Below are 14354 nucleotides of genomic sequence, written 5' to 3'. Positions count from 1 at the left end.
GCGCGGCGACTACCCCAGGTGGACCTGGGTAAACCACGCCGCCGACTGATCAGGCGACGTCGATCGCGTCCAGCTCCGCGTAATTCAGCCCCTTACCGTACGAAATAGTGTTGGTGCCGGCCTTGAGCGTCACGTCGCGCTCCACCACCTGCCAGTTGTCCCAGCCGGTGCGCGGGTAGTCCACAGTGCCGTCGGCGGCGCCGTTGACGACGAGCGTGTGACTGGCCGCGCCGGCGTCCGAGCCGTTGGCGAACCGGGTGAACAGCCGGTAGGTGCCGGCCCGCGGCACGAAGACGCGGAACGTGACCCGGCTGTCGGCGAAGTCGATGCCGCCGACCACGACGCCGTTGCTGGCACCGCCGACCGCGTACCGGGCGTTGGCCCGGGTGAAGTCGGCGTCCTCCGCCTCGTAGCGGATCTTGGCGCCTTGCACGATCGGCCGGCTCCCCCGCCAGTCCAGGCGCCGCTCGTAGACCGCCCGGTAGGTGAAGCTCGGGTCCCAGCCGTGGAAGATGATCCGGTCCTGCCCGTCCGGCCCGACGACGATGTCCTGCCCACCCGGCCCGCGCACCGCCCCGGCGAAGGCATCCGTGGTCATCAGCGGCACCTCCGATTTCGTGTACGGCCCGCGCAGGCTGGTCGACGTCGCATAGCTGCTCAGGTAGCTGCCGTTGCCGAAGAAGTTCGCCGAGTAGAACAGCACGTACGTCGTGCCGTGCTTCCACAGCGTCGGCGCCTCGACCAGGATCCCCTCGAACGGCTTGTTCTGCTTGATCAGCTGCGTCTCCGCGCCGACCCGGCGCAGCCCGTCCGAACTCACCTGCTGCAGGTGGATCCAGGTGTCCTGGGCGCAGCAGTTGCCGTCGTTCTTCCACAAGATGTAGCGGCGGCCGTTCTCGAGGTACGACGACGCGTCGATCGCCCCGCCGGTCTCCGGGGTGCAGACCAGCGCGGTGTCCCGCGGCACGAACGGGCCGCCCGGCGCGGTGGCGGTGGCGGCGCCGATGCACTGCTTGCCGGAGGCGCGGTCGTGCGCGACGTACCACATGACGAAGCTCTTCGGCCCGGTCGCGAACACCTCCGGCGCCCAGACACCGTGGTCACCGGCGCCGCCGGCCGGGAACGTCCAGTCCGGGTCGGCCCAGGCGCCCAGCGTCGGCAGGGCGTCGCCGGCCTGCACCGTCCACTGGGTCAGGTCGGTGGAGGTGGCCCACTTAATGTGCCGGCCGTCGCTGTTGGTGGCGTAGGCGTAGTAGGTGCGGCCGACCTTCATGACGTCCGGGTCGGCGAAGTTCTCATCGATGACCGGGCCGGCGGCCGGCGCGGCCGCTGGGACTGCTTGGACTGGCTGGGCTGGCGGGGTGATCGGGGCGGCTTCGGCGACCGAGGCGGTGAGCAGGCCGGCGGTCAGGGTCAGAGCGGCGGTGATGGCGGCCGCGAGGCGGCCGCGGTGGGCACGGGACGGTGACATGGGCCCTCCACTGAGCTTGGTGGATGTCCCATCATGATCGTTTCTTGTGGACTTCTGTCAAGTCATGTGCACACATCACCACCTCTGAGCCATCCTAGGAGGCTATCCCGGATTCGCTGCCTCAGGATGCCGCGTCAGAGGCCGGTCAGCTGACCGGCGACTTCCTCGCGAGGCGAAGAAGGCATCGCGCCAGACGGACCCGGCATCCGCGTCGAGGAGCGAGACTGCCGCTACGGCCGGCCTCGGTGGAGCGCGGAGACCGGCCGCGCCGCTGATCGCGAGGGCTCAGGACCGCCCGGGCCAGGGCATGGTCGCGAAGAACGGCCGGCCGGTCACTGGACGGCGGCGCCGGAGTTCATGTGCAGGCGGATGCTGGTGCCGGCCGGGGTGGTGTGGATGCGCACCAGGTCGCACAGCTGGTTGGCGAGCAGCAGGCCGCGGCCGCCCTCGCTGGTCGGCAGGCGCGGGATGCGGCCGGCGAGCGGATCGGTGAGGTGGCCGGTGTCGTCGACCTGGCAGACCAGGCGGCCGTCCTCCGGCCACACCGAGAGGGTGCCGCCCGCGCCGGTGTGCAGGATGGTGTTCTCGGCCAGCTCGTTGACCGCGGCGACCAGGTCCTCGGCGGCGTCGGGGGCCAGGTCGGCGGCCGCGGCCTGCCGGCCGACGAAACCGCGGACGGCGGACAGCTCCGCGACGGTGGCGAAGGTGAGGACCGCGGCCCACGCCGGGATCACCGGCAACGGGCGGTTGAACGCGGCGGCCGCCGTCACCGCGTCGGTGTAGAACGGGCTCGGCCGGCGCACCCCGCCGGTGATCAGCACCGGGTGGGCGTGCCGGGCGTCGCGCAGCTGCGCCTCCTGCAGGACGCCGGCGTCGTAGGGGCACAGGATCGTGGCGTCGCGCCCGGCGAAAGCGGCGTTGACCAGCGCTTCGTGCTGGGCGCACACCGCGAGTTCGAGGTCGCTGCGGCCGGGCCAGACCGGCTCCCCCACGATCGCCACCCGGCGCCCGCGCTGCGCGTCGGCGAAGGCGAGCACATCGGGCAGGATCCGGCCCGGGTTGCGGCCGGCGACCGCCAGGTCGGTGAACCGGACCGCGTCCCCCAGCTCGGCCAGGGCCTCCTGCAGCCGGACCAGCTTCTTTCCCGGTACGGCCACCAGCACCGCGCTGCCCGAAGCCGCCGCCGCGCGGACGAAAGCATCGATGACCATCAGGTACTCGTCGGGATCGGCGTAGAACAGTGCCTGATGGTCGAGGGAGGATCCGGCCGCGGTGAGGTCGACGGTCACCGGTCCGTCTCCACGAGGAGCCCCGGGACGCCATCCGATCCCTGCAAGGTCAACATCCGGCGCAACGCGCGCGAGCAGCCGACCACGCGCAGCGGCCGTCCGGCGTGGACGGCCGGGTACATGAGGAACCGTGCGGCGGACGCGTCCGCGTACCGAAGCTCGTGCACGTCGACGGTCAGCGGACCGGAACCGTCGGGGGTGTCGTCGGCCAGCGCCCGCATGACCGCGCTCAGCGCGGCCCGGTTGGCCAGGTCGGCCTCACCGGACAGCCGGATGCCCGGCGGATCCACCGTACGCAGCATCCTCAGCTGCGGCGCGGTGTCCGGCTCCGGGCCGGCGGTCGCGGTCGCCGGGTGGGCGCAGGACAGGTGCCGCAGCTCCGCGTGCGGGAACAGCCGCCGGTCGTAGAAGCAGACCGCGGTCACGAACCCGTCGGCGAAGACCCGGTTGACCTGGGCCTCGTAATGACCCAGCAGATCGGCGCCGGGAACCGGGCGGGCCGCCCAGCCCATGTCGCCGCCGACCCGGAGGCCGTCGAAACCGGCGGCCCGGGTGATCGCCTCCTCGGTGCGCCAGGCCGCGATGGTCGCGTCCGGGTCGAACCGGCCGGACGCCAGGTACGACTCGCCGGGCGAGATGATCTGCAACTGCCCGGACCCGCAGGCGTCGCCGGTGTCCACCCCCGCGGCGGCCAGCTCCTGGTCGAGCAGGCCGGTCCGGTCGCCGTAGAACACCACGCGCTGACGTTCGCGCAGGCCGGCCCGGATGTACTGGGCGATCCCCCGGGCCTGCAGCACGTCGTCGTCACCGATCAGGCAGACATGGTCGCCGGGCCGGAGCCGGTCGAACAGAGTGGTCGCCATGTCGTCCCCGCAGCCGTCGGATCGATATGCAAGCCGCCGGCCTGGTGGGCCGCCGGCACGCGGGTCGCGCTGCACTGCCCAGAGGATAGACCTCCGAGCTGGGAATCACGGAGGGCAGGCACGGCGGCGGATCACGGCGTACCACCAACGGATCTTGATCTGGGTCGCGCGTCGCGAGCGCAAACCGGGCCGGCCGGAGATGCGATCGGCGCGAGGGTGTAACGCCACGCGGGCCGCCCGGGACTACCGGACAGAGACCGAGGAGGAGCGATGCCCGACACCCGCTACGACGACCTGCGCGCCCTGTTCATCAACTGCACCCTGAAACGGTCCCCGGAAGTCACGCACACCGGCGGGCTGATCGACCTCAGCCGGACGATCATGGAGAAGCAGGGCGTGCGGGTCGAGGTGCTGCGGGCCGTCGACCACGACATCGCCACCGGGGTGTGGCCCGACATGACCGAGCACGGCTGGGCCTCCGACGCCTGGCCCGCGCTGTACCAGGACCACGTGCTGCCGGCCGACGTCCTGGTCGTCGCCGGGCCGATCTGGCTGGGCGACAACTCGTCGATCACCAAGAAGGTCATCGAGCGGCTCTACGCCTGCTCGCACCTGCTCAACGACTCCGGCCAGTACGCCTATTACGGCCGGGTCGGCGGGTGCCTGATCACCGGCAACGAGGACGGCGTCAAGCATTGCGCGCAGAACGTCCTCTACAGCCTGCAGCACCTGGGCTACACGATCCCGCCGCAGGCCGACGCCGGATGGATCGGCGAGGCCGGGCCCGGGCCCTCCTACCTCGACCCGGGCTCCGGCGGCCCGCAGAACGACTTCACCAACCGCAACACCACCTTCATGACCTGGAACCTGCTGCACCTGGCCCGGATGCTCAAGGACGCCGGCGGCATCCCGGCGCACGGCAACCAGCGCAGCGAATGGGACGCCGGGTGCCGCTTCGACTTCGCCAACCCCGAATACCGCTGAACGGAGAGACCACCATGCCCAGTACGCCTGCCGACGTGATCACCGAGTTCGCCGCCGCCCTGCATGACGGCCGGGTCGAGGACGCCGTCGCCCTCTACGAGCCGGACGCCGCGTTCATCCCGGAGCCCGGCGCGGCCCCGTTGCGCGGCACCGATCAGATCCGGTCGGCGCTGGCCGGGTTCGCCGCCCTGCGCCCCACCCTCACCCCGGACATCCGCAAGGTCGTGGAGGCCGGCGGGGTGGCCACCGTTCTCAACGCCTGGACGCTTGACGGCACCGGGCCCGACGGCACGCCGCTGCGGCTCAGCGGCACCAGCGCGGACGTCCTGCGCCGCCGGCCGGACGGCACCTGGGGCCTGCTCATCGACGACCCCTGGGGAGCGTGACGGAACGCCGTAGAGTGCGGTGGTGGTCGAGACCGCACCCTCCGACAGCGCGCTGCCCGGTGACGTCGTCATCGTGGCGCGGCTGCGGGCCCGGGACGAGACCATGTTCGCCGAGCTCATCGACGCGTGGTCGCCGGGCATGCTGCGGGCCGCCCGGGCCTACGTGGCCGACGAGCACAGCGCCCACGACGTGGTGCAGGAGACGTGGCTCGGCGTGCTGCGCGGCGTCGACCGGTTCGAGGCGCGGTCGTCACTGCGTACCTGGGTCTACCGGATTCTGATCAACAAGGCCAGGACCCGAGGGGTACGCGACGCGCGCACCGTGCCGGTGGGTGACCTCGGTACGACCGGCGACGACCACGGGCCGACCGTCGACCCCGCCCGGTTCCGGGGTGCCGGCGACCCGTACCCCGGGCATTGGCACAGCTCGCCGCCGGCCTGGCCGTCGCCGGAGGACGGCGCGGTCGCCGCCGAGACCCGCCGCGAACTGGCGGCCGCGCTGGCCGGTCTGCCCGCCCGCCAGCGCGTGGTGGTCACCCTGCGCGACGTCACCGGGCACAGCGGCGACGAGGTCTGCGAGTTGCTGTCGATCAGCGCGGCCAACCAGCGGGTGCTGCTGCACCGGGGCCGGGCCGCGCTGCGGGCCGCCCTGGAGCGGCGCTGGGCCGAGGAGGCGAGGTCGTGAACTGCGACGAGTTCGTGGAGCTGGTCACCGCCTACCTGGACGGCGCGCTGGAGCCGGCGGTCGAGCAGCGCTTCGCCGAGCACCTGACCGAGTGCGACGGCTGCGACCGGTACCTGGAACAGATCCGGACCACGGTCGCCGCGCTGGGTCAGCTGCCCGAGCAGGGGCTGGCGGCCGACGCCCGGGACCGGCTGCTGGCGGCGTTCCGGGACTGGCCGGCCGGCTGAGCCGGCCCCGCGCGCCGGTGAGATGCCGGCGTAGGGTCGATCTCATGCGCGCCGCCGACGTGTCCATCGAGATGGACACCGTGACCGAGCAGACGCCCGCCCGCGACGCCGCCCGCCTGCTGGCCTCCCAGGACCTGCCCGGCCTGGTGGTGGCCGACGCCGAGGGCCGGCCGGTGACCGTGCTGGCCGGCACCCAGGTGCTGCGGATGGCCCTGCCGTCCTACATCCAGGACGATCCCGCGCTGGCCAGGGTGATCGGCGAGGCCGACGCGGACGTCATCCTCGCCGGCATCGGCGAGCGCACCGTCGCCGACCTGCTCCCCCAGCACCGCCCGGAGCTGCCCGCGGTCAGCGGTGACGCCACCCTGCTGGAGGTGGCCGCGGTGATGGCCCGCTCGAACGTGCCACTCGTCGCGGTCGTCGACAGGGCGACGGTGATGACCGGGGTGATCACCCTGGACGGGCTGCTGGACCGGATCCTCGGGACCTGATCACAGGGCGAAGAACCGCAACCAGAGGTACGGCACCGCGAGCGCCACGGTGATCACGGTGACGATCAGCCCGTACTTGGTGAACTCCCAGAATGTGATCTTGTGACCGGCGCGGGCGGCGATGCCGAGCACCACCACGTTCGCCGACGCGCCGACGGCGGTGGCGTTGCCGCCGAAGTCGGCGCCGATGGCCAGGGCCCACCACAGCACCTGGGCGTGTCCGAGGCCGCCCTCGGCGTTCACCAGCTCGGCGACGATCGGGCTCATCGTCGCCACGTACGGGATGTTGTCGACGATCGCCGACAGCGCGGCCGAGGCCCACAGCAGCAGCATCGTGGCCGGCCACAGCTTGCCCTCGACGGCGGTGGCCGCCGCCTGCGCGATCTCGTCGATCACCCCGGTCGCGACCAGCCCGCCGACCATCACGAACAGGCCGGCGAAGAACACCAGGGTCGGCCACTCGACGTCCTGGGCCACCTCGGTGGCGTCCAGCCGGGACAGCGCCAGCAGCAGCAGGCCGCCCAGCAGGGCCACCACGGACGGTTCCAGGCCGAGCACCGGGTGCAGGACGAAGGCGACCAGCACCACGGCCAGCACGCCGAGACTGATCACCAGCAGCCGCGGATCGCGGATCGCGTCGCGTTCGCGCAGCGCCATGATCTGCGCGGTGCGGTCCGGGTCGTACCGGAACGCCTCGCGGAACAGGATCCGGCAGAGCAGCACCAGCACGACCAGGACGAGCAGCACGAACGGGCCGAGCACGACCAGGAAGTCGTTGAAGGTCAGCCCGGACCGGCTGGCGATGATGATGTTCGGCGGGTCGCCGACCAGCGTGCCGGTCCCGCCGATGTTGGAGGCGAACACCTCGGCGAGCAGGAACGGCACCGGCGGCACCCCGAGCCGGTCGCAGACCAGCAGCGTCACCGGCGCGACCAGCAGCACCGTCGTGACGTTGTCCAGCGCCCCCGACACCAGCCCGGTCACCACGATCAGGATGACCATGATCGGGAACGGGCGGGCGCGGGCCTTCTTCGCGGACCAGATCGCCACGTACTCGAACACGCCGGTGCGTTTCAGCACGCCGACGATCAGCATCATGCCGAGCAGCAGGAAGATGACATTCCAGTCGATGCCGGCTTCCTCGGAGAAGAACGCGTGCTCGGCGTCGGTGGCGCCGACCGCCAGCATGATCGCCGCGCCGCCGAGGGCGACGGTGACCCGGTTCAGCTTCTCGGTGGCGATCAGGACGTAGGCGGCGACGAACACCACGACGGCGGTCCAGGCGATGACGCTCACGTGTGGTTCCCCGATCCTGGTCAGCCTGCGACACCTCGCCGACCAGACTTCCCGGCACACCGTGGATCAACCTATCAGCGCCGGATCCCCCGTCTCGACAGGCGCGGCAGACCAGCCCGCGTCACCGCTGATAGACGTCGGGGATCGCGTCGCCGTCCCGGTCGACCCGCTCGGCCTCGTGCAGGCTCCGGTAGGTGCGGTTGCGCAGCCGCAGCACGACCGTGGCGAGGACCGCGGCCGCCAGCGAACCGGCCAGCACGGCGATCTTGACGTGGGCGTCCCGGTCGCTGCCGACGCCGAACGCGAGCTCGCCGATCAGCAGGGACACGGTGAACCCGATCCCGCTCAGCACCGCCAGCCCGGCGACGTCGATCCAGGCCAGACCCGCGTCGATGGACGCCCGGGTGAAGCGGGCGGTGAGCCAGGTGGCCAGCAGGATGCCGACCGGTTTCCCGACCACCAGGCCGAGCATGACACCGACCGCGGCCGTGTCGCTGAGCGCCGAGCCCAGCCCGGCGAGCCCGCCGATCGTCACCCCGGCGGACATGAAGGCGAAGACCGGCACCGCGACCCCGGCCGACAGCGGCCGGAAGCGGTGCTCGAAGTGCTCGGCCAGGCCGGCGCCGGTCCCGTCGGCGGATTTCCGGACCGGCACCGCGAAGCCGAGCAGCACCCCGGCGACGGTCGCGTGCACACCGGAGGCGTGCACCAGCGCCCAGGTGGCGAACGCCAGCGGCAGCAGCAGCCACCACGAGCGCACCCGGCGCTGCACCAGCAACGCGAACGCGGCCAGCGGCACCAGCGCCGCCAGCAGCGGCAGCACCGACAGGTGCGCGGTGTAGAACACCGCGATGATCACGATGGCGAGCAGGTCGTCGACCACGGCGAGGGTCAGCAGGAAGGTTCGCAGCGCGGTCGGCAGGCTGCGCCCGACGACCGCCAGAACGGCCAGCGCGAACGCGATGTCGGTCGCTGTCGGGATCGCCCAGCCCTTGGTCGCGCCGCCGGCGTTGACCATCAGGTAGCAGAGCGCGGGGACGATCACCCCGCCGACGGCGGCGGCGACCGGGACCGCGGCGCGGCGCGGATCGCGCAGGTCACCGGCGACGAACTCGCGTTTGAGCTCGAGCCCGGCGACGAAGAAGAAGATCGCCAGCAGGCCGTCGGCCGCCCAGGTGGCCAGCGACAGGTCCAGGTGCAGCGCGCCGGGACCCACGATCACGCCGGTCAGCCGGTGGTAGAGGCCGGACCAGGGCGAGTTGGCCCAGACCAGCGCGGCCAGCGCCCCGGCCAGCAGCAGCATGCCGCCGACGGTCTCCTTGCGCAGGACGTCGGCGATCCGCCGGGCCTCGGCCCAGGAGCCGAGGCCGAGCACGGGTGGGGTCGAACCGGGGGCGTCACGCACGGGCGTCTCCCAATCAGGGGTCGGTTGATCATCTTGCCGACCAGACTTCCCGGCGCACCTGGTCCCACCCTACCGGACCGGCTGCACCACCAGACCCGGGACGCTTCGCGTTCAGTAATGACCGCTGGTGACCGATAGACCAGAGGAGTGTGCCGACGGAAGGGTGAGGCGATGCCGACCATTCACGCGCGGGGCATCGCAGCCATCGCCGACGTGCTGCGGGACCGGATGGTCACCCCGCTGTTCCAGCCGATCGTCGACCTGTCCAGCGGGCTCGTGGTGGGGCTGGAGGCACTCGCCCGGGGACCGGCCGGCACCGAACTGGAGTTCCCGGACCGGCTGTTCGCCGCCGCTCGGGAGGCCGGACTGCTCGCCGAGCTGGACATGCTGTGCTTCGAACGGGCGCTGGAATGCACGGTCGCCGCCTCCGCACCGCCGCCGCTGCTGTTCATCAACGCCGAACCGGCCGTGCTGGACCAGCCGGTCTCGTCGCGCGTCATCGCCATGGTGGGCAACGGCCTGCCGTTCCGCTACATCCTCGAGTACACCGAACGGGCGCTTCCCACCTCGCCGGGAGTCCTCGTGCACCTCGCCGGCATCGTGCACCAGTTCGGCAACGGCATCGCCCTGGACGATGTCGGGGTCGACCCGATGTCGCTGGCCTTCCTTCCGGTGCTGGAGCCGGAGGTGATCAAGCTGGACATGAGCCTGCTGCGCGAGCCGGACACCGAGCACACCCGGTCGGTGTGCACCGCGGTGGCGGCGGAGGCCCGGCGTACCGGGGCAGTGGTCCTGGCGGAGGGCATCGAGACCGAGGACGACCTGGTCACCGCCCGTCGCATGGGGGCGCGATGGGGACAGGGCTGGTTGTTCGGCCGGCCGGCGCCGATCGGGCAGGTGACCCATCGGTTCGACCACGCCGCGGCGAGCCGGGTGCCGCCGGCCCGTCCGGGTTTCCACCAGGCTCGTGGCACCCCGTTCCAGGTGGCGGCGAGTCACGGTCCGATCGTCAGCGGGTCCGCGGTCCAGCTGACAGCCGCCCTGGACCGACTACGCAAGCTGATCGCCGGCGACCCGCACGCGGTGATCGTGATGTCAGCCGCTGAAACGGATGCCCCGGCGCTCACCGGGCTCCTGGCCGACGCGACCGCCCGTTCGGTGATCGTGCTCGACGATCCGGTGCCGGACGAGTTCGCCGTCGCCGTTCTCGGTCCCGCGCACGGCAGCGCCGCACTCTGCGTCGAGTCCACCTCGGGACGCCTGGTCCTCCTCGACCACCTGCCCGCCGTCGCCGGCGTGGCCCGTATCCTGCTCAACCGCCTCGGCCCCGGCCGCCTCACCGACGGGATGAACCAGCCCTGACATCAGCGTCCATCTTCTGGCACGAGCACCGGCACTGCGAAATCCGGGTCGGGACACCAACGGTACGGCCGGTCATCGACCGGACTCCCCCGGTGCTGAGATGATGGCTGTCTGATTCCGCCGGTAGCGCCGAGGGGGTGGGCTGGTGACCGACCGGTTGCCGGACGCTCAGTTGCTGGCGATGCTGGACGCCGACCCGCAGGGCTGGGCGCTGGCCGAATCGGTGCGTGAGCAGGGCGTCATCGTCGATTTCACGCTGGTCTACATCAATGCGGCGGGCTGCCGGCTGGTCGGCCGCCGACGCGAGGAACTGGTCGGGCGCCGCTACCGCGAGCTGTGGCCGGAAACGGTCAACGACGGCACGCTGCCGCTCTACCGGGCGGTGGTGGAGACCGGTGAACCGGTCACCCGGACGGTGTACTACGACCGGAAGAGCATCACCGGGCACTTCGAGTTGCGGGCCGGGCCGTACGGTGACGGGTTCATCACCCGGTTCGTCGACCTGTCCCAGGTGACCGTGTCACCGCAGTCGGACGGTGGCGCCCGGCTCTACGACATGCTGGACGCGGCCTTCGACGGGTTCACCGTGCTGCGGCCGGTCCGCGACGCCGGCGGCGAGGTGGTCGACTTCGTGTGTGACTACGTCAACCAGCTCGGCGCCAAACTGACCGGCCGTACCGTCGAGGACGTCATCGGGCGGCGGCTCAGTGTCATCGCGCCGAACAGCTGGGACGATGGCCTGTTCGACCGTTACCGGGCGGTCGCGGAGACCGGGCGCCCGTGGCGACAGCAGTTGGAGTACCCGTCGATCGGGCAGGCTTGGGAGATCAAGATGAGCCGGGACGGCGCCGGGTCGGTGGCCGTGTCGTTCCGGGAGATCACCGAGCAGGTGATGCGGCAGCAGCAGCTGACCGCCAGCGTCGCCCGCGCCGAGCGGTCCGCGGCCCGGGCCCGGGCACTGGAGAGCGTCACGACCGCCCTGGTGTCCGCGAGCACGACCGCGCAGGTGTACGCCGCCATCGGCTCCGTGCTGCGCCCCTCGATCGGCGGCGAGGGCCTGGCGCTGCTGCTCCGCGACACCGACGTCCTGCGCCTGCACTACCACTCCGGGTACGAGCCCGAGGTGCTGCTGCATCTCAAGGAGCTTCCGCTGAGCCATCCGCATCCCGCCACGAGTGTGGCCCGCACCGGGCAGGCCCGGTTCGTCTCCACCGTCGACCAGTTCCGGGCGAGCCAGGCCGGCGCGGTCGCCACGGTGCCGGCGGGCCGGCGGCAGGCGTGGGCGTTCCTGCCGCTCGCCGTCGCCGGTGAGGTGCTCGGGACGCTGGTGGTCGGCTACCACAAGCCGCGCGAGTTCGACGAGGACGCCCGGTCGACGCTGACGGCGCTGGCCGCGCTCGGCGCGCAGGCGCTGCACCGGGCGCTGCTGTTCGAGACGAACCTGTCGATCGCCTCGCAGTTGCAGCACGCGCTGCTGCCGGAGCGGACCCCGGAGATCGACGGCTTGGCGTGCGCCACCCGGTACCTGCCGTGGACCCGGGGCGCCGAGGTCGGCGGTGACTGGTACGACGTCATCCCGCTGCGCGACGGCGTGGTCGGGGTGGTCGTCGGGGACGTCGCCGGGCACAACACCGCGGCGGCCGCGGCGATGGGGCAGGTCCGCGGGGCGCTGCGCGCGTACGCCCTCGAAGGCAACCGTCCGTCCGCGGTGATCCGCCTCGCCAACCAGTTCATCTTCGACCTGCACCTGGACACCATGGCCAGTTGCTGCTACCTGGAGCTGGACCTGGTCGACGGCTCGGGCACCGGGGTCACCGCCGGTCATCCGTTGCCGTTGTTACGGGACGCCGGCGACGTACGCCTGCTGCCCCTGCCTGTCGATCCGCCGCTGGGCGCCGCCCGTGGCCACGCCTACCGCGACACCGCCTTCGCCCTGCCGGAGGCGGCGACGCTGCTGCTCTACACCGACGGGCTGGTCGAGGACCACCGGCATCCGATCGACCTCGGCCTCGACGAGCTGTGCCGGGCCATGCGCACCGCCCCGGCCGGTGATCCGGCTGCGGTGCTCGACCACATCCTCGCCACCGGGGTCGGTCCGCGCCCGCGCCGCGACGACGTCGCCCTGCTCTGCCTGATGCGCGGCACCGATCAGATCGGGTAGGTGACGCCGGTGAGCCCCTCGGAGATCTCCCAGAGCCGCCGTTGCGCGGCGATGTCGCGCGACGCCTCGTTGGACTCCACGAGCTTCGGGTGTCCGCGGGTCTCGAACATGACGCCGGGACCGAAGTAGTCGCCGCCGCGCACGTGCGGGTCGGCCGCCGCGCGCAGGGTGGGCAGCGCGCCGCTGGACGCGGGCTGCGCGTACCACATGGCGATCTTCTGCGGAATCGACGGCATGTTCTTGAGCAGGTCGGTCCGGGCGCCGCCCGGGTGCGCGGCGACCGAGATCGCGTCGGAGCCACTGGCGGCGAGCCGGCGCTGCAGCTCGAACGCGAACATCAGGTTGGCCAGCTTGGACTGCGCGTACGCGCCGTTCTTCGAGTACTTCCTCGCGAACTGCAGGTCGTCGAAGTTGATCGGGCCCTGCTTGTGCCCGAGGCTGCTGACGGTCACGACGCGCGCGCCGGGCGTCTGCAGGATCCGGTCCAGCACCAGGCCGGTGAGGGCGAAGTGGCCGAGGTGGTTGATCGCGAACTGTGACTCGAACCCGTCCTCGGTGAGCGTGAACGGCGGCCACATCAGACCGGCGTTGTTTATCAGCAGGTCGATCTTGTCGTAGGTCTCCCGCAGCTCGGCCGCGGCCCGCCGCACCGAGGCCTGCGACGCCAGGTCGAGGTGCTGGATGCGGACCGGGCCGCGGGCCGACGCGCCGATCCGGCCGGCCGCGTCGCCGGCCTTGGTGAGGTCACGGCAGGCCAGCACCACGGTCGCACCCCGCTCGGCCAGCACCTTGGCGGTCTCGAACCCGATGCCGGTGTTGCCCCCGGTGATCACCACGGTGCGGCCGGTCTGATCGGGCACCGCGGCGGCGGTCCACCGGTTCTTCGTGTCGTTGCGGATCTCGCTGACGCCGCTCATCGGCATCCACTTCCCATCGTCGCCGTAGGCAGGAGCGCTTATAGTGAACGTGCGCGTTCACTATAAGCGTCTAGGAAGCGGCCCAGCAAGGCTCGACTGATCGGAGGGAAGTCAGGCACGTCCGGCCGGCGAGCCGGAGGGAGCCGGGCCGATGACCGGAAGGATCACCTCGTCCACGACCGACACCAGGTACTCCTCCGGGATGTCCGGCCCGATGGTGAGACCGTGATGCAGCAGCATCGCCGGTCCGATCCGGGCGATCAGCTCCGGGCGGACCCGCGGGCCGAGCCGGCCGGCCGCCACGGCGTCCTGCAGCACGACCCGGATGCTCCGCTCGCACGGCTCGATCACCTGGTCGTTGACGATGCTCTGCAGGAACGCGGCCTCGGCCATCACCGCCTGGAACGCGGCGCCGCTGGTCGCCGCGAACGCGTCCCGCATCGCTCGCAGCAGCGCCAGCACGGCGTCGCGCGGGTCGTCGTGGGGCGGCACGTCAGCGGGCGAGGGCAGCGCGTGCCGCAGCGCGTCGGCCACCAGCTCCTGACGGCCCGGCCAGCGGCGGTAGATCGCCGCTTTCCCGGTGCCGCTGGCCGCGGCGACGCTCTCCACGGTCAGCTTCGCGTACCCCACCGTGCGCAACTGCTCCAGCACGGCGTCGAAGATCGCGTTCCGGAGCGCGTCACCGCGCCGGCGGCTCGCTCCCCGCCCCGGCTCCACCGCTGCACTCACCGACCGACTCCCATCTCGTTGACCCATCTTCGCCCTCGGGAGCAGTTCTTACCGAACGATGACGCCTGCGTCATGTGCCCATCCGCGC

At 71.9% G+C, this 14354-nt stretch carries 14 protein-coding genes; 7 read left to right on the top strand and 7 right to left on the bottom strand.

Annotated elements, in window-relative coordinates; translation table 11 throughout:
- Window positions 1–49: 49 nt before the first annotated feature.
- From BJY16_RS28345 to BJY16_RS28335, 3 genes are all read right to left on the bottom strand, one after another.
- Window positions 50–1471, bottom strand: a complete 1422-nt coding sequence (locus BJY16_RS28345) for a family 43 glycosylhydrolase (RefSeq protein ID WP_185042613.1) — start codon at window positions 1469–1471, stop codon at window positions 50–52.
- A 332-nt stretch (window positions 1472–1803) separates the two neighbouring features.
- On the bottom strand, window positions 1804–2760 hold the full coding sequence (locus tag BJY16_RS28340; protein WP_239177592.1) for an anti-sigma factor RsbA family regulatory protein: 957 nt from the start codon (window positions 2758–2760) through the stop codon (window positions 1804–1806).
- Window positions 2757–3623, bottom strand: coding sequence for an MEDS and STAS domain-containing protein (locus BJY16_RS28335; RefSeq protein WP_185042612.1), 867 nt, complete (start codon window positions 3621–3623; stop codon window positions 2757–2759). Before BJY16_RS28335 ends, BJY16_RS28340 begins: the two co-directional genes overlap by 4 nt.
- A 270-nt stretch (window positions 3624–3893) precedes the next feature.
- On the opposite strand from BJY16_RS28335, the gene BJY16_RS28330 reads away from it, so the two are divergent.
- The 5 genes from BJY16_RS28330 to BJY16_RS28310 are packed head-to-tail and all read left to right on the top strand — an operon-like array spanning window position 3894 to window position 6396.
- Entirely contained in the window at window positions 3894–4607 is a 714-nt protein-coding gene (locus BJY16_RS28330) for a flavodoxin family protein (RefSeq protein WP_185042611.1), read from the top strand.
- A 14-nt stretch (window positions 4608–4621) separates the two neighbouring features.
- The gene (locus BJY16_RS28325) at window positions 4622–4993 is read left to right on the top strand and encodes a YybH family protein (RefSeq protein ID WP_185042610.1); all 372 of its coding nucleotides are present in this window, start codon (window positions 4622–4624) and stop codon (window positions 4991–4993) included.
- A 22-nt stretch (window positions 4994–5015) separates the two neighbouring features.
- Window positions 5016–5678 (top strand): RNA polymerase sigma factor, encoded by a 663-nt coding sequence (locus BJY16_RS28320; protein ID WP_185042609.1) that lies wholly within the window; start codon window positions 5016–5018, stop codon window positions 5676–5678.
- Window positions 5675–5905, top strand: a complete 231-nt coding sequence (locus BJY16_RS28315) for an anti-sigma factor family protein (RefSeq protein WP_185042608.1) — start codon at window positions 5675–5677, stop codon at window positions 5903–5905. The genes BJY16_RS28320 and BJY16_RS28315 overlap by 4 nt, the downstream gene beginning before the upstream one ends.
- Before the next feature lie 44 nt (window positions 5906–5949).
- Window positions 5950–6396 (top strand): CBS domain-containing protein, encoded by a 447-nt coding sequence (locus BJY16_RS28310; RefSeq protein ID WP_185042607.1) that lies wholly within the window; start codon window positions 5950–5952, stop codon window positions 6394–6396.
- Here the strand turns inward: BJY16_RS28310 and BJY16_RS28305 are convergent, their stop codons facing one another.
- The gene (locus BJY16_RS28305; RefSeq protein WP_185042606.1) at window positions 6397–7692 is read right to left on the bottom strand and encodes an ArsB/NhaD family transporter; all 1296 of its coding nucleotides are present in this window, start codon (window positions 7690–7692) and stop codon (window positions 6397–6399) included.
- Between the two features lie 121 nt (window positions 7693–7813).
- Entirely contained in the window at window positions 7814–9097 is a 1284-nt protein-coding gene (gene nhaA, locus BJY16_RS28300; protein ID WP_185042605.1) for a Na+/H+ antiporter NhaA, read from the bottom strand.
- A gap of 171 nt (window positions 9098–9268) precedes the next feature.
- Here nhaA and BJY16_RS28295 point away from each other — a divergent pair, with 171 nt between their 5' ends.
- Complete coding sequence (locus BJY16_RS28295; protein WP_185042604.1) at window positions 9269–10459, top strand: EAL domain-containing protein; 1191 nt, start codon at window positions 9269–9271, stop codon at window positions 10457–10459.
- Window positions 10460–10604: 145 nt separating this feature from the next.
- Window positions 10605–12620 carry a SpoIIE family protein phosphatase gene (locus tag BJY16_RS28290; RefSeq protein ID WP_185042603.1) on the top strand — a complete coding sequence of 672 codons (2016 nt, stop codon included), beginning with the start codon at window positions 10605–10607 and terminating at the stop codon, window positions 12618–12620.
- Here the strand turns inward: BJY16_RS28290 and BJY16_RS28285 are convergent.
- Window positions 12608–13537 carry an oxidoreductase gene (locus tag BJY16_RS28285; RefSeq protein WP_185042602.1) on the bottom strand — a complete coding sequence of 310 codons (930 nt, stop codon included), beginning with the start codon at window positions 13535–13537 and terminating at the stop codon, window positions 12608–12610. The genes BJY16_RS28290 and BJY16_RS28285 overlap by 13 nt on opposite strands.
- Window positions 13538–13648: 111 nt before the next feature.
- The gene (locus BJY16_RS28280; protein WP_239177593.1) at window positions 13649–14266 is read right to left on the bottom strand and encodes a TetR/AcrR family transcriptional regulator; all 618 of its coding nucleotides are present in this window, start codon (window positions 14264–14266) and stop codon (window positions 13649–13651) included.
- Between the last annotated feature and the right edge of the window lie 88 nt (window positions 14267–14354).

It is taken from the genome of Actinoplanes octamycinicus (assembly GCF_014205225.1).
Lineage (GTDB): Bacteria > Actinomycetota > Actinomycetes > Mycobacteriales > Micromonosporaceae > Actinoplanes > Actinoplanes octamycinicus.
The sequence above is the reverse complement of the archived record's forward strand: the minus strand, read 5'-3'. Positions and strand labels throughout refer to the sequence as shown.